Annotated in this window: 18 protein-coding genes and 3 tRNA genes; all 21 read right to left on the bottom strand. The window is 45.0% G+C overall.

The genetic code is table 11. The features are described from left to right. On the bottom strand, nucleotides 1–118 hold a 118-nt coding region (locus HMPREF1152_RS10015; protein WP_198004055.1), incomplete at its 3' end, for an IS1 family transposase. A 271-nt stretch (nucleotides 119–389) separates the two neighbouring features. Beyond that, nucleotides 390–465 (bottom strand) — tRNA-Met (locus tag HMPREF1152_RS00460). A 12-nt stretch (nucleotides 466–477) separates the two neighbouring features. Beyond that, nucleotides 478–566: transfer RNA gene (locus HMPREF1152_RS00455), tRNA-Leu, on the bottom strand. 10 nt (nucleotides 567–576) lie between these two features. Then, nucleotides 577–651, bottom strand: a tRNA-Asn gene (locus HMPREF1152_RS00450). A gap of 259 nt (nucleotides 652–910) precedes the next feature. Continuing rightward, complete coding sequence (locus tag HMPREF1152_RS00445; RefSeq protein ID WP_009643159.1) at nucleotides 911–1,336, bottom strand: Hsp20/alpha crystallin family protein; 426 nt, start codon at nucleotides 1,334–1,336, stop codon at nucleotides 911–913. Between the two features lie 171 nt (nucleotides 1,337–1,507). Beyond that, a complete protein-coding gene (locus tag HMPREF1152_RS00440; RefSeq protein WP_009643142.1) occupies nucleotides 1,508–2,176 on the bottom strand; it encodes a YwaF family protein in 669 nt (222 codons plus the stop codon). A 25-nt stretch (nucleotides 2,177–2,201) separates the two neighbouring features. Further along, a complete protein-coding gene (locus tag HMPREF1152_RS00435) occupies nucleotides 2,202–3,215 on the bottom strand; it encodes a tetratricopeptide repeat protein (RefSeq protein WP_036380598.1) in 1,014 nt (337 codons plus the stop codon). Then, nucleotides 3,196–4,725, bottom strand: a complete 1,530-nt coding sequence (locus HMPREF1152_RS00430) for a B12-binding domain-containing radical SAM protein (RefSeq protein WP_009643160.1) — start codon at nucleotides 4,723–4,725, stop codon at nucleotides 3,196–3,198. Before HMPREF1152_RS00430 ends, HMPREF1152_RS00435 begins: the two co-directional genes overlap by 20 nt. A gap of 11 nt (nucleotides 4,726–4,736) precedes the next feature. Next, the gene (gene argS / locus HMPREF1152_RS00425) at nucleotides 4,737–6,455 is read right to left on the bottom strand and encodes an arginine--tRNA ligase (RefSeq protein WP_009643164.1); all 1,719 of its coding nucleotides are present in this window, start codon (nucleotides 6,453–6,455) and stop codon (nucleotides 4,737–4,739) included. Further along, nucleotides 6,452–6,961: a DUF523 domain-containing protein gene (locus HMPREF1152_RS00420; RefSeq protein WP_050992582.1), complete on the bottom strand. Its 510-nt coding sequence runs from the start codon at nucleotides 6,959–6,961 to the stop codon at nucleotides 6,452–6,454. Before HMPREF1152_RS00420 ends, argS begins: the two co-directional genes overlap by 4 nt. 72 nt (nucleotides 6,962–7,033) lie before the next feature. Next, nucleotides 7,034–9,409, bottom strand: coding sequence for an endonuclease MutS2 (locus HMPREF1152_RS00415; RefSeq protein ID WP_009643140.1), 2,376 nt, complete (start codon nucleotides 9,407–9,409; stop codon nucleotides 7,034–7,036). After that, a complete protein-coding gene (locus HMPREF1152_RS08800) occupies nucleotides 9,402–9,881 on the bottom strand; it encodes a cell division protein ZapA (protein WP_009643158.1) in 480 nt (159 codons plus the stop codon). The genes HMPREF1152_RS00415 and HMPREF1152_RS08800 overlap by 8 nt, the downstream gene beginning before the upstream one ends. Nucleotides 9,882–9,920: 39 nt before the next feature. Next, a complete protein-coding gene (locus HMPREF1152_RS00405) occupies nucleotides 9,921–10,772 on the bottom strand; it encodes a TrmH family RNA methyltransferase (RefSeq protein WP_156918812.1) in 852 nt (283 codons plus the stop codon). Then, entirely contained in the window at nucleotides 10,772–11,911 is a 1,140-nt protein-coding gene (ftsZ, locus tag HMPREF1152_RS00400; RefSeq protein ID WP_009643144.1) for a cell division protein FtsZ, read from the bottom strand. Before ftsZ ends, HMPREF1152_RS00405 begins: the two co-directional genes overlap by 1 nt. 148 nt (nucleotides 11,912–12,059) lie before the next feature. After that, entirely contained in the window at nucleotides 12,060–12,983 is a 924-nt protein-coding gene (locus HMPREF1152_RS00395; protein WP_009643153.1) for a cell division protein FtsQ/DivIB, read from the bottom strand. Nucleotides 12,984–12,991: 8 nt separating this feature from the next. Beyond that, complete coding sequence (murG, locus tag HMPREF1152_RS00390; protein ID WP_009643150.1) at nucleotides 12,992–14,104, bottom strand: undecaprenyldiphospho-muramoylpentapeptide beta-N-acetylglucosaminyltransferase; 1,113 nt, start codon at nucleotides 14,102–14,104, stop codon at nucleotides 12,992–12,994. Nucleotides 14,105–14,106: 2 nt separating this feature from the next. Further along, nucleotides 14,107–15,324, bottom strand: a complete 1,218-nt coding sequence (gene ftsW / locus HMPREF1152_RS00385; RefSeq protein ID WP_009643156.1) for a putative lipid II flippase FtsW — start codon at nucleotides 15,322–15,324, stop codon at nucleotides 14,107–14,109. Nucleotides 15,325–15,365: 41 nt separating this feature from the next. Further along, nucleotides 15,366–16,754: a UDP-N-acetylmuramoyl-L-alanine--D-glutamate ligase gene (gene murD / locus HMPREF1152_RS00380; protein WP_009643163.1), complete on the bottom strand. Its 1,389-nt coding sequence runs from the start codon at nucleotides 16,752–16,754 to the stop codon at nucleotides 15,366–15,368. A 31-nt stretch (nucleotides 16,755–16,785) separates the two neighbouring features. Beyond that, nucleotides 16,786–17,751: a phospho-N-acetylmuramoyl-pentapeptide-transferase gene (gene mraY / locus HMPREF1152_RS00375; protein WP_009643149.1), complete on the bottom strand. Its 966-nt coding sequence runs from the start codon at nucleotides 17,749–17,751 to the stop codon at nucleotides 16,786–16,788. Nucleotides 17,752–17,766: 15 nt separating this feature from the next. Next, the gene (locus HMPREF1152_RS00370; protein WP_009643141.1) at nucleotides 17,767–19,206 is read right to left on the bottom strand and encodes a UDP-N-acetylmuramoyl-tripeptide--D-alanyl-D-alanine ligase; all 1,440 of its coding nucleotides are present in this window, start codon (nucleotides 19,204–19,206) and stop codon (nucleotides 17,767–17,769) included. Between the two features lie 22 nt (nucleotides 19,207–19,228). Further along, nucleotides 19,229–21,379, bottom strand: a complete 2,151-nt coding sequence (locus HMPREF1152_RS00365) for a penicillin-binding transpeptidase domain-containing protein (protein WP_009643148.1) — start codon at nucleotides 21,377–21,379, stop codon at nucleotides 19,229–19,231. Nucleotides 21,380–21,460: the final 81 nt, after the last annotated feature.

Below are 21,460 nucleotides of genomic sequence, written 5' to 3'. Positions count from 1 at the left end.
CGATTTTAGGTGTAAATGATGACTTGCACTCAGGGCAAAACCATCTCTGCGTACCTGAACTATTCTTTCCATGTCTGATACATTTGGCTCCACAATATGGACAATTAACGCTCTTCATTCGGTATCCTCCCGATAATTCATTCTCAGAAAGATATAACGCCAATACATGTTGAAATTTCAACTGTTAACAAGCATTCTAAACACGTTTTTTGTCCACCCTCTATCTTCTTTCAAAAAAGATAAAACCGCTATAGCCATTGAAATTTCAATGGCTATAGCGGTTTTGTAACACGTTTTTTGTCCTATAAGCCACAAAAGACCGGCAATACGCCACTGTTTAATCCATTGCACTAAAAAACCGCAGACATCAGCCTACGGTTAAATTTCGTTGGTTGCGGGGACAGGACTTGAACCTGCGGCCTCCGGGTTATGAGCCCGACGAGCTACCAACTGCTCTACCCCGCGATATTTAATTATTGGTGCCGGAAACCGGGGTCGAACCGGTACGAGAATCACTTCTCACGGGATTTTAAGTCCCGGGCGTCTGCCAATTCCGCCATTCCGGCACAAAATCAATGGCTCCGAGGGTGGGGCTCGAACCCACAACCTACCGGTTAACAGCCGGTTGCTCTGCCATTGAGCTACCTCGGAACATCTTCCCACGTTCGCGACTTCCTTATTTTATACTAACCATCATGTCATGTCAAGATTTTTATAGTCAGTATATCATAATTCTATGTATCATTTCATCATTCCGTTATTTTGGAACCTGCATTATTAAATCATTTCTTTAATGAACTATATTATATCAGACAAGCAGCCGAAGCTAACCGCCCCGGCTACTCATCTTGTCACTTTTAATTTTACACCTTTAAGAAGTTATACAATCATTTGTGCTTCTTATGTTACACTATCCTTCAATCTCAATAACACGTGAATTGTCAAGCTCCTGCCGGTTTCGCTTTGGGATATCCAATGTTAACACGCCATCTGCCATGCTTGCATGTATATCCTCCTGCTTTACGCCCTTTCCCAAGTAGAACTGACGCTGATAGCTTCCATAATAGCGTTCTCTTCTTACATACTTACCATTATCATCCTTTTCATCATCAGATGACTTTGCATTAGCTGAAATCGTAAGATAATCCTGATCAAGCTTGATACTTACATCTTCCTTCTTCAACCCCGGCATATTCACCTTTAGCTCATATCCACCTTCTGTTTCTTTAACATCGGTTCTCATGAGCTTCGATGCATCCCAGCGTCTAAAGAAGTCACGATCAAAGTCATTCATAAAATTATCAAATACGTTTTCTCCAAAAATTGCAGGTAACATTCTATCACACCTCCTCATTTTCTACTCTCTGTAAGCCTTAACTATAATCTCATCTCTGCTTACATCTATAGTATAGGCGTAATTGTTAGCACTGTCAACTGTTGAGTGCTAATCTTCATAGTGTCGTCACATTTCTTTAGCGATTTCTCTTACTTAACTATATACGTTAAGCTAATCGTGCATTTTGATTGCGGCATATGCTCTGTCCAGCAGCGGTTCGCCTCCTGAAATTACAGCAGTCAATAACACAAACAGCATATATTTGTTCAACTGTAACGGAATACCGGGTGGAAGCTCAGTCAGATAGCCGTAATTGCTACCGAGCATAGCATTTACAATAACGAGAAATGCATTCATCACTACCGTCATAACGCATGCATCAATTACGCAGAGCTTTACGTCGTTTCTGGCAATAACCATGATTGATCCCATAGCTATAAAGCAATGTGTAGAAACGAAGGTAAGATTGGTCAAGTGTGGCCACATAAAATCCGACGGATCCGGAAAGACAAAAGCGATCACAGCTCCAACCAGTCCCATCCAGGCAAAAAACCTAGCCACCTTCGGTTTATTGAAAAAATATCCAGCAGCTGACATCAAAGCTGCCAGCCTGCAGTGGTATAAGGGAAGACCTTCCTTAATCAGTAGCGCCTTGTCTCCCAAATACCACGCGAACATAACAGCCTGCAAGGCCACACTGATAATCAGCACGGCCTTGAGTAGTTTTTCGTTTTTTCTAAATTTAACTGCGATAGCTATTGATACCGCAAATATTACATATATGAGCATCATATTGAGATACGGTTCGCCGTCCATCTCGTACCTGAAGAAATGCGACATCGACACCTCCACTCCATAGTATAAATTATTGATTTCCACTCTCTTGCTTAATATTGTTTTTTACGATTTCAATCTTATTAAGATATTTGACAGCATTTGCTTGATCACCTATAGCCGCATAGACAGAAGCCAGTTCTTCCATGATATCTGTGTTGCTAGGTGTGTATACCAATGCCTGCTTGTAGTAGTCGATGGCCGGTTCCGCATTACCCAGGGAAGCCTCAGATACGGCCAGATAGTACCACAACGGCCACCAATCCTTGTAATTCCCATCAGTATATTGCGAAAGAATGTTAATTCCTCCCATATAATCCCCACTGAGAACGCAGTTCACACCCTCCTCGATCTTGACCGGCTCCCTGAGCGCATCTAACCTCTCGGAAATTTCACTCCTCAGCTCCTCAATCTCCGGGTCACCCGTTGCCGCAGTCCGTTCGATGAATTTTGCCCATGTGAGGTCAGCTTTTATATATAGCCCCAGGTTAGCGTATCCGTATCCGAGGAAGTAATATCCCATCACGAAGTCAGGGTGAAGCATCGTAAGTAGCTCAAATATTTCCAACGATTCAGCCTTAAAGCTACCTACATACTCCTCGTCCTCATTCTCCCGCTCATATGCATCCTTGCAGGCTCTGCCGTATAGATAGAGTGCATCTCGCGACCTTGAGTCGAATATGAGCACCGCTCTGAAAAACATTGCCGCAAGCTCGTAATTCCCCGACTGTCCGTATTTTGCGCCTTCTGCAATTAACGCCTTTGAGGCATCGTCTCCAAAGAGCTGCTTAATATACGCAACATAGTTGTCCTTGTATTCAAAGTTGGTATCCGCTCCGATTACCCTAGCCATTCCAAATGCGATAGTTAGAGTAGATAGCTCATCGCCAACTCCGGCAGCGATTGGAACAGGAACGCCGTGTAGTATATCGTAGATGCCTGCCTCGCTTAGATATTTATCTGAAAGCTCATCAAACAAAATACCTCCATTTGATTTCTGGAGGTATGTTGCTATGCGATCTTGCTTAGTGTTTTGCTGTGACATGTATTTCCCACCCTTTACGTTCTAATTTCCTAATCACATCCTGCGATACGTTTTTGTTCATATCGCTGTGAAGCACCTCCTGCAGCACCTGCAGTTTCAAGGTATCTTCGTTCTTATCATACAAATCTGCCGCATATGTATACAGCACTCTGTACATATTCTCTTCCTTGCCCAGCTTGCGAGATAAATCGTTTCTCATGATAAACGATGTGAGTCCATCGAAAAATTCAAATGGTCTGAGACCGGCATCAAACATAATCTTATTGATAGAATCCTCAAAGCCATGTTCAAAGGTCTTGACCGTATTTGCTATCAGTTTAATCCTCACGATGCTTGCAGCAGAGAGATAATCGCTTGCAATGACCTCATTAGGGCACTCTCTGCTGTACTCATATCCGAACTGCTCGGCACGCTGTCTGAACATCGTTCCCCTCTTGATGCGCAACACCTCTATATCAAAGGTATCTGCATGAAGATTGTATATCTTGTTAAAGGCTCTTTCAAACAGCTCTATCGTCTCACCCGGAAGACCCACACGCTGCACCACTCTGACGTCAACCTCGCTGTTCTGAAGCAGCTTTGTGACATTGTACATAAGCTGGTATATATTCTCCTTACGTCCTGCTGCGGCCAGCGCAGTCGCATTGGTGGTCTCGATATCAACATCGAAATGAAACAATCCGGGTCTGGCTTCACTTAGAAGCTCAACTGTCTCCTCATCGAGCAAATCACCATTAATATCAAATATAAAGGATGTAATTCCATTGTCATTATTGATTAGATATTCCCAGATTCTGTACGCTCTGGCCACATCATAGTTAAACCACTTCTCGACAAAGGTCACCTTGCCAACCTTCTTAACCAGGAAATATCTCAGCTCATTACAAATCCTATTGAGAGAAAGCGAACGGAGCGACATGCCCGGCATATACTGAGAATAGTGGCAGGTGTCGGGAACTCCGCGAGACGATTCGTAGTATACGTTCTCACCTTCTGCCACTTCGAATTTATCGTACGTAAAAGGTATATCTTCGTAGCGAATCGGCTCTCCAATCTTATTGACCAATATCTCGTCATTCTCTCGATAAGCGAGACCATCTATATTCTCGAAGTCAAAACTGTATGTGATAATTGATCTCACAAAGTCAAACAACACCTTCTCGCACTCACCGCGGAACACATAGTCAATCTCCGGATGCGCCTGCATGAACTCACGTGTCTCAAAGCTGACCTCCTTACCGCCCACAACAGCGATACAGCTCGGTACGGCCTTCTTAATCAATTCGCAGATGTGCGCTATCTTGAATTCATTCACTTCATCGCAGTGAAAATATAGAATGTTGTATTTCTCTCCCAGCAATTCTTCATAAATTCTCTGGTCAGGATCGCTCAGGTCAAATTCCCTGAGATACACGTCCAGCGGTGCATTCCCAACGACGTTGTACATATTCTTAAGTGCTAGCTTTGAATCAAAGCATTCTGTCTTGACTGTGCTGAGCAGTAGCTTCATCGTCGTCTCCCCTACATCTTATCAGGCGCCTGTATGCCGAGAATTGCCAAGCAGTCGGCAATCGTAATCTTAGAAGCATACACCAGCGCTAGTTTAGCCATCTTCTCATCCTCGTTATCTACTAAGATATGTTCATCGTGATAGAACCTGTTAAAACCCTGAGCGATATCTATCAGGTGTCTGGTCAGTATCGATGGCTCATACTTAGCAGCGGCCTCTCTGATTACCTCCGGAACCCTGTAGATCAGCTTGGTCAGCTCATATGCGCTTTCAGATGTCACATAGCTGAAAGCGCCGATGTCTGAGTTTTGAATCTTGCTCAGCTCCTCCTGCGAAGCATTTCTAAGAACACTGGACGCTCTTGCATGTGTGTACTGAACATAAGGACCCGTCTCTCCATCGAAGTTTAGTACCTTATCCCACGAGAACACATAATCCTTGATTCTGTTGTTGGACAGTTCCTGGAATATTACCGCACCGATTCCGACTTCTCTTGAGATCTCATCAATATCAACCCCGCCCGTATTCTTCTCTTCGATGATCTCCCTGGTTTTCTCAACAGCCTTGCTCAGCACATCCTCAAGAAAAACCACTCTGCCCTTACGAGTCGACATCGTACCATCTTCGAGGCTAACCAGTCCAAAAGGGACGTGGATACAATCCTTTTGCCAACTGTACCCCATTAATTCCAGCACCTGCTTCCACTGCTTGAAATGCAGATTCTGCTGAGTTGCAACAACGTATATATTTTTGTAGAAATCATAGTGCTGCTTTCTATATATTGCAGCAGCTATATCTCTAGTAGCATATAGACTTGATCCGTCGGACTTGGTAATAACAGCCGGCGGCATACCATAATCTTCCAGATCCACGATCTGAGCACCTCGTGATTCGTGCATCAAGCCCTTATCCTTGAGCTCCTGCAACACAGAGGGCATCTTGTCTGAATAGAAGCTCTCGCCGGCATATGAGTCGAACTCTATCCCAAGCATCTTGTACACTCTGTTAAATTCCTTGAGACTCAGATCTCTAAACCTCTTCCAGAGAGCAACCTCTTCTTCTGCTCCGTTCTCAAGCTTGGCAAACGTCTCTCTAGCCTTATCATCCAGACTTGGATCTTTCTCAACCTCTTCATGGAATTTAGTATAATATTTAAGCAACGATTTAATCGGGCTCCGTTCAAGCTCATCCTCACTGCCCCACAATCTATATGCAACAATCATCTTGCCGAACTGTGTGCCGTAATCACCGAGATGGTTGATTCTTACAACATCATAGCCTGTCGCTTTATACAGCTTATGGATGGAATTTCCGATTACGGTGCTCCTGATATGGCCAATGTGGAACGGTTTGGCAATATTAGGCGATGAGAATTCGACTATAACCGTCTTGCCCTCACCAATATTGGATTTTCCGTAATCAGCACCGGTACGAATCACCTCTGTGACAACGTTTTTAACGAACACATCCTTGCGGATAAACATGTTCACATATGCGTTTACCCGCTCTACCTTCTCAAAAATCGACTCGGATTCAATTGTCTCAGCTATTCCGGCAGCTATCATCTGTGGCGCTTCCCTCATCATCTTCGCTAGTCTGAAACAAGGGAATGCAAAATCGCCATTGTTAGAATCAGCTGGCACCTCAATCATTTCAGCGATTTCATCTGCGCTTAGCCCTATATCCTGCTTAGATATAATTTGTGCTATCTGTAACTTGTAGTCGATCATTTCTCGGCCTTCTCCTCTACGTTTAATCTCTCTTTAAAATTCTTTTCACTCATAACCGGAACATTGCGTTCCTTGAGCATCCCGGCAAATATTCCATCTCCAGGTATCAGCACCCCTGCAAAGGTTCCATCGTATATCATATCGCTACCGCACGAAGGGCTGTTTGCCTTTAGTATAGCACCCTCTATCGTTTCACCTGTAGATTCGCATTTCCGAAGCACCTCGTTCATTGAGATATTAGCCCCATTGAAGAAATTTGCGGTTCTATCCTTACCGTCCTTATCTATTACACGTTCTTCAACACTGCCATCAGGCATAGTCACCAACTGATGCTCTGCCGGTGGTCTGGGCGACTCCAGTTTACCTGCTGTCTCTGGGCAGACTGCAATAACGGAGTGATTGCGGCAAAACTCGATGACATCCTCGTTCAAATTATTCCCGCCATTATATTTGCAATTAATTCCTAAAAGGCATCTGCTAACGACGTACATTGACACTATCCCCATTATCAATCTCTAATCAATTAATTATATATCAAAACCGGCTTTTTAGTAACCTTTTTGAACGGTTTAAGCTCATTATTTATCTATAAATGTGACAACTGTCACCCCTTCGCCGCCCTGATCATACGAAGCTCCCGCTATAGACTTGATATTTTTGTTGCGTTTGAGCATCTGTCTGAGTCCTGTGCGCAGAATTCCTTCTCCTCTTCCGTGCACAATCCGGACTTCATTTACGCCGGCAAGAAACGCGTCATCGATATACTTGCTTACTTCCATCTCGGCGTCATCCAAATTCTTGCCTACCACGTTGATAGATGGTGAAATCGTCCTCACCTTAGATGTATTCATAACAGCATAGTTTTCGCGTTTGCGTGCTTTATTGCCAGGTCTGTTGTCCTCAATGATCACTACATCCTTGAGCTTTGCTCCCATCTTGAGCGCACCTATCCTTACAGTCAGACTGCCGGATGCATCCGGCGGAGTCTCAACCTCTCCGTTTTGACCCAGCTTTAATAATTTGATACGAGTCCCTCGCTTGAGCTCCTCGGCTTTAGGGACATTGCTGTTCTTAACCTCTTTAGGTGCAGCAGCATTTTTGATATACTTCTCTCGAAGTTTGCGTTTACTCTCAGCCACAGCCGCGGAGGAATTGTCACGGTTTTCCTTGGCAGCCTTCCTAAGCTCTTTGCTAACCTCTTTAACGGTTCTATTTGCATCGCTTATTATGTCTCGAGCCTCTTCCTTAGCAGACTCAATGATCCTACGCTTGCTATCCTTAGCTGCTGCCAGCTTTTCTTCGGCATCCATGAGCTTGCGATTCGCCTCCGCCTCCATCGCCTCAGCTCTAGCAAGAACTTCATCTGCTCTGTTTTGATCAGCCTCAACACGTGAAACCGCCCCCTCGAATTCGATGTCATTCTCATTCATCAAGGAGATAGCTCTATCGATTATCGCCGAATCCAGACCAAGCTTCCTGGAAATCTCAAACGCGTTGGACTTTCCCGGCAAGCCGATCTTGATCTTATACGTAGGTGAAAGTGTCTCCATATCGAATTCCATCGATGCGTTTTCAACCCCTTCAGTCGATAGTGCGTATTTTTTAAGCTCGGTATAATGCGTCGTTGCAACAATATGCGCCCCTTTTGTCTTTAGCACCTCCAGCATTGCAATTCCCAGGGCAGCACCTTCTGCGGGATCCGTTCCTGAACCGATCTCGTCGAGGAGTACGAGTGAATTCGCGTCTGCATTTGCAATAATATCGGCCGTATTCAGCATGTGCGACGAGAACGTACTTAGATTGTTCTCGATGCTCTGTTCGTCTCCAATCTCTGCAAATACATCTCTAAAAATTGGTATGCGGCTCTCCTCACAGCATGGAATATGCAGCCCAGATTCAGTCATCAGAATGAATAATCCGATAGTCTTGAGCGTAACCGTCTTACCTCCGGTGTTAGGTCCTGTTATGAGCAGCGTATCGTAGTCTTCGCCCAGCGAAACATCGATAGGTACGACCTTGTTCTTATCCAAAAGCGGATGTCTGCCTGCGCGTATGTTGAGAACTCCGTTTGCATCCAGATGTGGAGCCACCCCGTCCAGCGCCACAGAAAGTCTACCTTTAGCGTTGATGACATCAAGCTTGACCATGAGTTCCTGGTTATTTCTGAGCTCGTTGTAATGCTCGCCCACTCGGACCGACAGCATCTGCAATATACGCTCTATCTCCCTCTGTTCAGCCAGTTCAAGCTCTCTGAGTTCGTTGTTGAGGTTCACTATAGCCTGCGGCTCGATAAAGAATGTCGCACCGGTTTTAGACTGGTCGTGAATTAACCCCGGAACTCTGCTGCTATATTCACGCTTGACCGGTATTACGTATCTGCCATTTCTCATTGTAACAATTGAATCTTGCAAATACACATTGTTGCTGCCGCTGCTCGTATAGCTGTCGATTTTGTGTCTTATGCTTTCGTTTTTATTTCTTATTTCACGCCTAATGCGTTTAAGCTCCGGTGAGGCATTATCCGACATCTCGTCTTCGGACAGTATACAGCGATTTATTTCACTCTCCAACCGTGGAATCGGTGCAATCAGCGAGCTTATCTCACATATCATCGGAATTTCCGGAACATCGGAGGAAAGGAAGTCTTTAACTTCCCTTGCTCCGACCAAGCTTCGATTGACCGTGAGCAGTTCTCTCATTGAGAGCGTTCTACCCTTGCGAACTATATCGAGTAGACCGATGATGTTCCCAAATTCCCCAACAGGAATATCGCCTTTATATAGAATAACGGAAACTGCTTCCGTAGTTTCCGTTAATGCCTCTTGAATCATCCGCATGTTGGACATAGGTGCAAGCTCAGAAATGCGCTCACGCGCAAGAGCCGACCCCGCCTCAGCGGAAAGCAAGTCTATTATTTTGTTGTATTCCAGAAGCTTTAAACACTTTTTATTCATTCTCGCCTCTGAACTTCTGCAGGTTCCTAATCTCGTTCTTGAGGTTGGTGTTTTCCATTTGAAGATCAAAGTATGCATTTTCAAGCTCGCCACACTTGGCCTCAAGCTCCTTATACTTCTCACTTTCCTGAACATTGAGATCAGATGCAGTTGTCATCTTATCCTTTAGATCAGATACCTGAAGCTTAGCATCCTCCCACAGTGAGATGTAGTGCTTAACGTCGTTGTCAAGCTGGTGATTCTCAGTCTGAAGCTTGAGCAGCAGATCACTGTTATCCATCAGCTTTTCAGCCAAATTGATAGCCGTGAGGACTGCGCTCCTGTAGTTTGGATTGCTATTAAGCAACTTACTGGTATGTCTAAGCTCATCGTCAACATACTTGGCAATCTCTTTTATCTTATCCTCGCTCTTATCGCCGGATAGAACATAATCATTGCCACAGATTGTTACGTCCGCTTTGCATTTTTCCATAATGTACTCCATTCTGCTATAAACGTTGTATTCGTACTATCACTCGTCTATGCGCATTGCCTCGTACATGAGTAACGAAGCGCAAACAGCCGCATTAAGTGATTCTACCTCTCCTTGCATCGGTATGTTTACGCGGATATCGGAGCTCTCCAATATCTCTTCGCTTATACCATTGCCTTCATTTCCTATGACAAGTGCTACATCTCTCGCGAGACTGCATTTGTAATAAGGAACTCCTTTTCTTGGATCTGTCACAACAATCTTCTTGTCTAGTCTGGACACCATTTTCTTTAGATCATTTGCATCTACAAGCTCAACAACTGCAATGTCAAATATCATTCCTGCAGACGCCCTCAGCACCTTCGGTGAATAGATGTCCGCCGTGCCTTTAATCGTTGCGACTATAGAATACCCCGCCGCAACAGCAGTCCTAATCATTGTTCCAATATTTCCGGGATCCTGTAGTCTGTCTAAAACTAAAATATTCCCGACGCACCCATGATGAGAACGTAGCATGCTCTCAAGAGTATCCAAAGAATACGAACTCTTATTAACGACTGCAATAATTCCAGATCCATTCTCCGCATCGCTTATCTTTTCATACAGATAACGCGGAACCAGGTATATACGATGATAATCCACGTTACCGGAGAGCGTTTCCGCAATCTCACTGTAATCAAAGTCGTCGGCAATCAGAACCATCTCCATGGTCAAAGCTTTGCTAAGTGCGGCTCTGACAAGGTTAATCCCTTCAATAAGGAATTTCCCCTGCTGATCGCGATACTTCTTGTGACCGAGTCTCTTGATAAAACGTATCTTATCATTGTCGGGAGAGCTAATGAATCTATACGGTTCACTAGCCATCCCCTTATGGTCGTTGTAGGTTTCCACTACTTGAGGAAATCAGGAACATCGAAATCAGAAGATCCCTTGTCAGCCTGATTGTCGTCCTTCATAAAATCACTCATGTCAACAATCTGTCCCTCAAGACCGTCTACGTTAACACGGGTGCCTTTCACGCTTGGTCTGGCTACTTCCGGTGTTTCACCAGCGGGAGCTAATCCACCGGTAGTGAAGTCTGTCGCGATAAGTGTGATGGATACCTTATCGTTCATATTCTCGTTAACAGTTGCTCCAAAGATAATGTTAGCTTCAGGGTCTGCCTCGTCCTGAATCTTGCTGGCAATCTTGCTGATATCCTGCATACCAATGTCATATCCACCGCATACGTAAAGCAGAATAGATCTAGCACCATCGATAGAAGTCTCGAGAAGCGGACTCTCGATTGCATTTCTAACCGCATCTTCGATTTTGTTGTCTCCGGTACCAATTCCAACCCCCATGTGAGCAACTCCTCTGCCCTCCATGATTGTCTTGACATCGGCAAAATCAACATTGACTATTCCGTACTCGGAGATAAGATCGGAAATCCCCTGAACACCCTGTCTAAGGACATCATCTGCCATCGAAAAGGCCTCGATCATCGTTGTGTTCTTTTCGCTTGAGTCAATCAGTCTATCATTAGGAATGATAACAAGAGAATCAACGAAATTGGTTAGATACTGAATTCCCTTTGTAGCTCTGTTCCAACGTTTCTTGCCTTCAAATGAGAATGGCTTGGTGACTACTGCGACTGTCAGAGCTCCGCAATCCATAGATGCCTTGGCAATAATTGGGGCAGCACCTGTTCCTGTTCCACCACCCATGCCAGCTGTGACAAATACCATATCTGCATCCTGTAGGTAACTCGAAATCTCCTCGAGAGTTTCTTCGGCCGCCTTCTGACCGATCTCGGGGTTAGCGCCCGCACCGCGGCCTCCGGTAAGCTTCTCTCCAATCTGAATCTTCACTTCAGCCTTACACTTTGCAAGTGCCTGCTTATCAGTATTGACTGCAATAAAGGTTACACCTTGAAGATTCTCGTCAACCATTCTGTTGATAGCGTTGCAACCGCCGCCGCCAACACCTACGACTTTGATGATCGCAGCATTATCTGTGCTGGATACGAAGTCTGAAACAAATTCCATCATAAAGCCCCTCCTATTATCGACTAAATCTAACTAATAATATCATATTGAATCATACAATGCACTATATATACGGTTCTTTTTTACATTCATACCACAAAATACATGGTTTTTGCGGTATTTAATTAACAAATAACTCATATGCGTAATCCTATAATTCCGGAGTAAATGACGCATATCCATCAGATGAAATTGTAATAGTTCCTCGCTTGATATTTCTCTTGAACAGCTCATCCAACACCTTATGCAATCTCCCTTTATCTATTGTGTCCTTTAAATCCTTATACTTGCTCCTAACGACCAATGAATCGTAAACATTAGCAGTGATAAACAGCTCTGTGACGTTTATCTTGGTGAAGTAAACATCGCCACTCTGCATTGAGCCAAGTAGAGACAGCAGATTTTTAAATAAATCGGTGTTGCTTACTCCGACCTGCTCTCCCAGTTCCACTTTCTTAACCTTAAATCCAGTAACTATTGTCAGTTTAGGTTTGGTATTGGTAATCCTCAACAGCGTCCCCTTACCGTCTATGATCAGATATTGATCACCGTAGGTTAACGCTGCAATCTGAATTCTCTCCGTAACATTGATCACAATCGTACTTGGCAGTCTCCTGTACACCCTTGCCTCTTCTATGTAGGGATTTTTCTCCAAATACTTGAGCATCTGTCTTTTATTGAGCTTATATATCAGATTGCGCCCGGTTGTAGCGTGTGCCAGATTGGTAATTTCTTCGTCAGTGTAGTACTTGTTGCCTTGAACATCGATTGTATCTACGGTAAAGAAACCGGACATCGAAAATGCTATAAGCGCTATCAGGATGCCAAGCACTATAAACACTCTTGTAAAGAATCCCGGCTTTTTGAGCTTGCGCTTGCGTTTTTCCCTGCGTTTTTCAATCTCATCCAGTGTGCTCTCATCTCCGACAGTCTCCGTAAAATTATCAGTTACACGCTCTTTGCTATCAATATTATCCGCTCCTGCAACTGTGTCATCCGCATTCCCGGCAACAGCATTCCGCTCTCGGCTTCTTTTGTTATTAAGTTCGGGTGTTACATTATTATCCTTGCTCATTATAACCTCTAGCTTCGTCTTGCCCTCAAGTCCTTGATGATTTCCTCGCAAATTATCTTGGCCGCGTCGACAGGTGCCGACCTGTAGCTTCCCTTCTCCATATCCTCGAGGAGTGACGGATCAGTCTTGAGAGCTTTTAAGGCATTGAGAACTCTTATTTCCACGTCGCTATCCTCGGTGATCAGAACCGCTCCTCCATTATCTGCCACAGCCTTTGCATTATAGTACTGATGATCGCCTGTTACATTTGGCGACGGAACAAATATCGCTGCACGACCGGCCATAGTGACCTCGGCAGTAGACAGTGCTCCTGATCTGCAGATTATTACGTTACTGGCAGCGAGCATCTTGGCCATGTCGGAGATATACGGCATAACACGGACATTTGCAGGAACTTCTCTGTTTCCGGCCGCAAGTCGCCGGTTTACATGTTCATAGTAGTCCTTGCCTGTTCCGAATATAATCGTAGTATCCTCATCGTTACCGTAATTGCTGACAATCTCAAGACCGATGTCGTTTATAGTCTCTGCACCGAGGCTACCGCCAAAGGTTAAGACTACAAAGTCGTTCTCCGGAATTTCCAACTCCCTGCGCGCATCACTGCGGCTCTGTTCGCCAAATTCGTTCCTAACGGGATTTCCTGTATAAACGACTTTCGCACTAGGAAAATATCTTCTAGCCGCTTCAAAGCCGAGAAAAACCCTTCTAGCATATTTGGAGAGCAGCTTGTTGGCCATCCCCGGATATGCGTTCTGCTCATGGATATAAATAGGAATTCCGAGCGACTTTGCCGCCAAGGCAACCGGAACACTTACAAAGCTGCCTGTGCTCATGACAAAATCCGGCTTGAAGCGCTTCATGGCCCTGATAGTCTCTCGTTTGCCCTTTTCGTTTTTTAGCAGAGTCTTGGCAAGCTTGAGTGGGCTGCTTCGATCAAACCATCGCGAATCTATGTACTTAAGCTCATATCCGTGCTTTGGAACTATATATTTCTCCATACCTTCATCAGAACCAAGGTATAGAAACTCTGCATTCGCATCTATTTCCTTAAATTGATCTGCAATCGCAAGTGCAGGATAGATGTGACCGCCCGTGATGCCGCCTGTCAATATAATTCTCATCTCTACTTAGCCCTTCCCTGCTTAGAAATATTTAGCATAATTCCCATCGCTGCCATAAATACCCACAATGATGTACCGCCATAGCTTACAAATGGTAGCGTAATACCTGTTGCCGGCATGGAAGCTGTAACGACAGCAACATTGACAACAACCTGAAGTCCCAGCATAATCGAAATACCGGAAGCCATAAACAAGCCCAGCTTGTCCTTAGCCTTGGATGACACCAAAATGCACCTCCAGATAAGGTATAGATATATACCCATCATTATGAACACTCCGATGAAGCCCAGTTCCTCTCCGATGATCGCAAGTATAAAGTCGTTCTGCGGTTCAGGCAGATACAGATTTTTGGATATGCTTTTGCCCAGACCCAACCCTTTGAAACCGCCGTTACCCAGTGCAATAATCGATTGAGACACCTGATAGCCTTCTCCCTGCGCATCCTTGAACGGATCCATCCAATTGGTAAGTCTCGAGTACCAGTGTGTGTGACGGAAGAACAGGAGGATGGACACCATGCCCGCAGCGAGTCCCCCGAACGCAAAAAATATGTATCTCCACGCTAGACCTCCGACAAACAGTATACCTATCATAATTGCCACTATCACTATGGCTGTCGACAAATTTGGCTGTTTGATAATCAGCGCAGCATGCACCGCCATCATTCCAAGGATCAGAGACATCCCTGTCAGACCTTGCTTGGCTCGCTTAGGATTTTCGGATAAATAAGTGGCCGTAAAAATAATCATCGCCAGCTTGGAGATTTCACTTGGAGTGATTCTAATTGGCCCGATAAAAATCCAGCGTCTTGCGAAGTTGACCGTTACGCCAAGAGGCGTGAACAGTAACAGCAGCAGTATCAAGCTGACTACCGCAATCTGCTTATAATATTTTGAATACGAGTGATAATCTATCTTGGAAACAACCAGCAGGATGATAAAGCCTGTAAATGCAAATGCCAGCTGCCTCTTGAGAAAGTAATACGGATCAGTCGACTTGGCTAAAGTCGAATAATAGCCGGCACTGAAAACCATGACCACCCCAAAAGTAGTGAGTACGGCTACAAGCAGGAGTATCACAAAATCACTGTCTGTATACAGGCTCGTCATGGCACTGCTAAAGAAACCGCGACCGGCAGAGAGCCGTCCCCTCTTTGCCCCGGATTCTTTGTCGGCCTTCTTATTTGTTCTTTTCTTTTCTATACTGGTTGGTTTCTTCAATTTGGCTTCCCTCTATCCCAAACTTAACCTAATAATATTCGCTACCGAAGAAGTAGGTTTACACAACTTTTGAAGTGTTCACCACGCTGCTCATAATTATCGTACATATCCCAGCTTGCGCATGCCGGCGACAAAAGCACCTTATCGCCTTCTGCTGCGAGTGACAGAGCTTTCTTGACACAATCGTTCATATCATTTTCGAAATATATACTTGTAAATCCAGCCGCTGTCGCCGCCTTTTCTATATCTTTTGCAGCTCTTCCGAGCAGTACAATCGACTTTACTCTACCCGCAAGGTTCTCGCTGAGCTCAGTAAAACCCTGTGCTTTCCCATCACCGCCGGCTATAAGGATAATGTTTTCCTTGAGCGCTTTGAGTGCGATTATCGACGCCTCGACATTGGTTCCCTTTGAATCATTGTAGAATTTAACTCCATCCACAACCCCGCAGTACTCGATTCTATGCTCTACACCCGGGAACTTCTCGATTGCATCAGAGATGGCCTCGCAGTCTATCCCTGCAAAAAACGAAATAGCAGCCGCTGCCAGAGCATTTTCAATGTTATGGTCACCGATAATCTTGAGCTCCTCACTGTTGCATATCTGATGAACGATGCCGTTTTCATCTCTTATTACGATGTAACCGTCTTCCAGATATGCGCCGAATCCGAGGCTTTCCTGTCTGCTAAAAGGAACAACCTTGGCCTTAGTTGCCCTCGACAATGCCAGACACGCCTTATCGTCATAGTTAACAATCATGTATTCATCTTCGGTCTGATTGGAAGCGATAGCTGCCTTACAAGCCCCGTATGCATCCATATTCCCATGTCTGTTCAAGTGATCCGGAGTAAAATTCAGAATAGCTGATACAACAGGCTTAAACTCCGAGATAGTCTCAAGCTGAAAGCTGCTGGCTTCGGCAATCATCCACTCGTCATCTGTCGAATCCTGCACCTTGGAAATAGCAGCTATACCGATGTTTCCGACTACGGTTGATTTCCTTCCTGCTTCCTCAAATATCTTACCGACCAGACTCGTTGTGGTGGTCTTGCCGTTAGTGCCGGTTATGGCAACGTATTTACCCCGGGACAGCCTGAATGCCATCTCAAGCTCTCCAATTATCTCTACACCTGCATTCCTTCCATCTACCAGAAAATCCAGGTTAGGATTTACTCCGGGGCTGAGCACAACCATATCGAAGACGTCCATATGCTCCGGAATGGAACCGAAATAGTATTCAATAGCCTCCCTATCCAGATATGTTATGAATTTAGGATCTAACTTGTCTACGGTGTTGATGTCCTGTGCCGTTACAGTCGCACCAAGCTTGTGCAGCTCCTTAACTGCTGCGATGCCCGAACGCCCCATGCCTACGACAAGGATTTTTTTTGCAGAAACTTCTCTTCTGTACTCATCAACTGTATAACTCATAATTCACTCCCAATATATTCTTTTTATGCAGCTATGCTGCAAAGTACGCAATTGCGCTCGCGCATATTGTCACTAGTGTAAACATCTTGACTACATTGTATTCCTTCATTCCGCCGAGCTCGAAGTGGTGATGAATAGGCGCCATACGAAAGAATCTCTTGCCGCCGGTCTTACGGAAATATGTTACCTGAATTATTACAGATAACGACTCTACTACGTAGATAATACCGGCAATTGGAAGCAAAAACTCTGTCTTGCTCACGATAGCTATTGCCGACAGCACACCGCCAAGTGCCATCGATCCGGTGTCGCCCATAAAAATCCTGGCCGGGTATTTGTTGAAAACAAGAAACCCTATAAGCGATCCGGCAATAGCCACCCCACTGATCATAAGGATATCATTCCCATGAACATAACCTACAAGTGCAAATAATATTGCAACTACCAGAGTTACCGACGAAGCGAGTCCGTCGAGACCGTCGGATAAATTTACACCGTTTGACATAGCGACTTCTGTGATGATTACAAAAGGCATGAAAAGCACACCGAAGTTCACATATATCTTGACAAACGGTATGAATACCTCCGTTCCACTCCCGCCGAATATCATATAGAGACCAATTCCAAGGCTGAACAGTATCTGCAGCATGATTTTTTGTTTGGGCGTCAGTCCAAGATTATTCTTCTTGGCAATTTTCTCGAAATCGTCGAGGAATCCAATTATTCCGAATGCCAGCATCGTCAGGATGATTGCTGTTGTATCCGCTGTCACGTTTCTGTTACATATCATCCCTGTAACTAAGCCCACAATGATACCAAAAACAATCATCACTCCGCCCATAGTCGGAGTTCCGGCTTTCTTCTTATGCGCCTGTGGACCTTCTTCACGTATGAATTGTCCAAACTGCTTATGTCTGAGATATGGTATCAACAGTTTTGTGCCAATCGCCGACACGAACAACGAAATAATAAAAGCAACCAAAAGTGTAATATTCATCTAGCCTCTTCCTTGCTATTTTATAGCTGAAATAACGTCTTCTAGCTTCATGCCACGAGATGCTTTGACCAAAATAACATCTCCTTCTGTGAGCAAATCATTGATTTCCGATATTGCCTCATCTTTATCTGTATATGCGATTACCTCCGGTCCACCATCATATGCAATCCCCTCAGCTTCCTTCGCTGCAACAGCTGCTCTCGCTATAGCTGTCGCATTAGAACCAATTGTGATTAAAAGGTCGATTCCGATATCATGCGCATATGTTCCTACAGACTCATGCAACGCCTCGGATTCATCTCCCAATTCATACATATCACCCAGTATCGCGACACGCCTTGAAGCCTTTGATGAATTTAATATCTTTAGTCCTGATTTCATAGATTCGGGACTTGCATTATATGAATCATCTATAATCGTAAATCTATCTGTCTTTATCACTTCCAGTCGCCCGGAAGAGAACCTCGTATCAGCCAAAGCGCGTATACCGTCTGCAGGGTTGATGCCAAGCTTAACTCCGGCTGCAATCGCAAGTGCCGCGTTGCCGAGGTTATGAGCACCTATTACCGGAATAACGAGCTTATATGTGCCATCGTATTCTGTGAGTCCGAGCTTCACATCCAGAGAGCAGCTAACACCGTCTATGCCGAAATCCCCAATATTATAAACTATAATATTATCGTTAACTTCGCTGCCGACCGTAACCACGTCAGTTCCTGCAGGCACTATTTTTTCAACATTTTTACGACTAAGCTTGTCGCAATCTGAGTTAACAATAATCGAATTACCGACGTCAAAGAATTTCGATATCCCCAGCTTTTCCGCTGTTAAAATATCCCTCGTTCCAAAAGCCTCAAGGTGTGACGTACCGACATTAGTAACAACACCTATATCCGGTCTTGCTATGTCAGCCAGCTCGCTGATATGAACAGAACGTCCTGCGCCCATCTCCAGCACAGCAGCTTCTATATCTTCATCGAAGCCGAAAACAGTTAACGGTAATCCGTAATCACTGTTAAGATTGCCTGGAGTTTTTCCGGTCTTATATTTTGAGCTGAGCACTGCTCCGAGGAAGTCCTTAGTACCGGTCTTCCCTACACTCCCGGTTACCGCCACCTTTAACAATCCGTGCCAGTCCGCAATATACCTCTTTGCGAGCTGCATGAGCGCATCTCTGGTGCAGGACACCAAGATTACTGTCATATCACCATATGCTGCAATCTTATCCCCCCACTCAGTATCTGACACTATTACTGCATGGCAGCCGTTCTCTCTGACAGATGGAAGAAAGTCATGCCCGTCATTTTTCTCGCCTATTACGGCAAAGAACAGAGAACACTCTTTCACCTGTCTAGAGTCAATCGCTACACTTGTCACTTCTGCACTGCCGGCATCTGATAACAGCTTTGATTCCGGTATAGCATCAAGAATGTAGTCAACACTTATCTTTTTCATCGAATTATTCCTCAGACTCGCTTTATTCGCTATATATGTACACAGTCCCGCCCTTTGCGAGCTTATCGCCCTTCTTAGGGTATTGGTCTATTACGAGGAACGAATCCCCCGTGCCCTCAGGCATTTTCTTGGCCTTGAGTCCCGCAGCTTCTATCTTGCTGATAGCTTCGCTGCTGTTAATTCCCGTTACATCAGGTACGGTAACCTCAGCCTTAGCCAGTTCGCTTTGCTCACTCTTGGAGTATTTGCGTTCAACACCCTTATATATCAAGGTCTTTTCGAGTATCCTTTTGACAATTGGTCCTGCATTTGCAGCTCCAAAAATGCTCTTTTTAGGTCTTGTTACCATTACGAGTATCGAAATCTGCGGATCATCCATCGGCGCCATCGCGATGAATGACGCAATAGTCTGTTCAGAATAGCCCGAGTTCTCTGCGATATTTGCAGTACCGGTCTTACCACCAACTCTATAGCCCGGCAGATACGCGCTGGTTCCACCGCCTTCAGCTACGTAATACTCCATGATAGAACGCATCTTGTCCGCTGTACCCTTCGACACGGTCTGTCTCACGCGTCGGTCCCTGACGGTCTTCTTGACCTTGCCATCCGGCCCGACAACCTGCTTCACAACCTTAGACTGCATCATAACTCCGTTATTACCGAGAGAATTTATAGCCGTCATCAGCTGGATTGGCGATATAGCAATACCCTGTCCATATCCCATAGTCGCAATATCGACATTGGATACAGCGCTCTGATTCTTGACGATGGAATCAGCTTCTCCCGGCAGATCAACCCTTGTCTTCTGTGTAAATCCAAAAATATCTATATACTTATAGAAGTTGTACTTGCCCATATCTAGCGCAACTCTTGCAAGTGCAGGGTTACATGAGTTTCCGACTGCCTCGGTGATGTTCTGGGTGCCGTGTGGAACCGGACTCCAACACTTGAGGCTAGTTCCATCAACATTGATATATCCCGGGTCGCTGTACCTCGAAGCATCAGTGGTCGTTCCGCTCTCGATTGCAGATGCAGCTGTAACCAGCTTAAATGTCGAACCCGGCTCATACAGCCCGCTGACTGCAGGATTTGTCCACATCCTGCTCAGATATGCGCTCTTGTCCTTCGTGCCTAGCTCCTTGAATTTCTTTGCTTCATCGCCGGACGGAGTATATGGGTTGTTAGGGTCGTAGCTTGGCGTGCTTGCCATAGCCAGGATATCGCCTGTCTTAGGGTTCATTACTATGCAGGTTATGGATTCGGCCCCCGTATCCTTCATACCCTCACTAAGTGCGTCTTCAACATAGTGCTGTATTACTTCATCTATTGTGGTTACCAGACTATCTCCATTCTTGGGCGAATAGTATTTACTGCTACCTACTGATAGTGCATTGCCATAGATATCGGTAGTTCTCACTACTCTTCCCTTGATACCGGCAAGTTTCTCGTTGTACTGGAACTCAAGTCCGTTCAGGCCTACATTTTTGTTGTCGACCGATCCGAGCAGTGTCGAAGCAAAGGTTCCATTTGGATATGACCTGGTAACCTTTGTCTTGACAACTATATCACCGCCCCAAAGTTTCTGAGCCTTGTTGACCTGATCCTGATCTAAGCCTTTTGCCAGCAAAACCAGATTATCCTTGCCGGACAGAATTTTCTTCATATCCTTGCGTTCCGCGCCTGCAAGCCTAGTGAGCTCACTCAGGTTCTTCTCCTTAGCAGCTTTGTCTAGTTCCTTATTTTTGTACAGGTTCTGCGAATAACCATATAACTCGTACTTTGTAACGGTTTGTGCCAACACCTTTTTGTTCCGGTCATATATATTGCCTCTGATCGGATCGAGTTCTGTATCGATTTTCTGCATCTCGGCCGCCTTGGCATCAAGGTCATCAGCCCTTATAACCTGCCAGAATGCGAGTCTAAATATCAGAATCGTAAAGCATATCGCAATAATAAGGAACCCGAACCCGAGTCTGCTCTTATTTTCCGCAGTTACAGCAGTAACCGCGCCCCTGCGGCTCTGTGCGCCGGAAGCGCCGCGTTGCTGCACATCGGAGGACATGCGGGAAGCGGAAGCTGTTTTTTTGACAGAATCACCGCCTGCCTTGGACACCTTGCTCTTGCGAGAAGTCCTTTTATTTATCTTATTTAAAGGATTGCGGAACTTTGCCATCCATTGTCTCCTAAATCAATCTCAAAATTTCCATACTTACATAGATTATATTATATACCATATCGCGCTATTTTACCGCAG

Origin of the sequence: Mogibacterium sp. CM50, from assembly GCF_000293155.1 — a bacterium.
Classification (GTDB): Bacteria; Bacillota; Clostridia; order Peptostreptococcales; family Anaerovoracaceae; genus Mogibacterium; species Mogibacterium timidum.
The sequence above is the reverse complement of the archived record's forward strand: the minus strand, read 5'-3'. Positions and strand labels throughout refer to the sequence as shown.

Excerpts from the sequence above, each read along its gene's own strand:
- HMPREF1152_RS08800 (WP_009643158.1), bottom strand. The coding sequence starts at position 9,881 with ATGGAAAAATGCAAAGCGGACGTAACAATCTGTGGCAATGATTATGTT.
- HMPREF1152_RS00370 (WP_009643141.1), bottom strand. The coding sequence starts at position 19,206 with ATGAAAAAGATAAGTGTTGACTACATTCTTGATGCTATACCGGAATCA.
- murG (WP_009643150.1), bottom strand. The coding sequence starts at position 14,104 with ATGAGAATTATATTGACAGGCGGCATCACGGGCGGTCACATCTATCCT.
- HMPREF1152_RS00420 (WP_050992582.1), bottom strand. The coding sequence starts at position 6,961 with ATGGGGATAGTGTCAATGTACGTCGTTAGCAGATGCCTTTTAGGAATT.
- HMPREF1152_RS00435 (WP_036380598.1), bottom strand. The coding sequence starts at position 3,215 with ATGTCACAGCAAAACACTAAGCAAGATCGCATAGCAACATACCTCCAG.
- murD (WP_009643163.1), bottom strand. The coding sequence starts at position 16,754 with ATGAGTTATACAGTTGATGAGTACAGAAGAGAAGTTTCTGCAAAAAAA.
- HMPREF1152_RS00440 (WP_009643142.1), bottom strand. The coding sequence starts at position 2,176 with ATGTCGCATTTCTTCAGGTACGAGATGGACGGCGAACCGTATCTCAAT.
- HMPREF1152_RS00395 (WP_009643153.1), bottom strand. The coding sequence starts at position 12,983 with ATGAGCAAGGATAATAATGTAACACCCGAACTTAATAACAAAAGAAGC.
- HMPREF1152_RS00430 (WP_009643160.1), bottom strand. The coding sequence starts at position 4,725 with ATGAAGCTACTGCTCAGCACAGTCAAGACAGAATGCTTTGATTCAAAG.
- HMPREF1152_RS00365 (WP_009643148.1), bottom strand. The coding sequence starts at position 21,379 with ATGGCAAAGTTCCGCAATCCTTTAAATAAGATAAATAAAAGGACTTCT.
- HMPREF1152_RS00415 (WP_009643140.1), bottom strand. The coding sequence starts at position 9,409 with ATGAATAAAAAGTGTTTAAAGCTTCTGGAATACAACAAAATAATAGAC.
- mraY (WP_009643149.1), bottom strand. The coding sequence starts at position 17,751 with ATGAATATTACACTTTTGGTTGCTTTTATTATTTCGTTGTTCGTGTCG.
- HMPREF1152_RS00445 (WP_009643159.1), bottom strand. The coding sequence starts at position 1,336 with ATGTTACCTGCAATTTTTGGAGAAAACGTATTTGATAATTTTATGAAT.
- ftsZ (WP_009643144.1), bottom strand. The coding sequence starts at position 11,911 with ATGATGGAATTTGTTTCAGACTTCGTATCCAGCACAGATAATGCTGCG.
- argS (WP_009643164.1), bottom strand. The coding sequence starts at position 6,455 with ATGATCGACTACAAGTTACAGATAGCACAAATTATATCTAAGCAGGAT.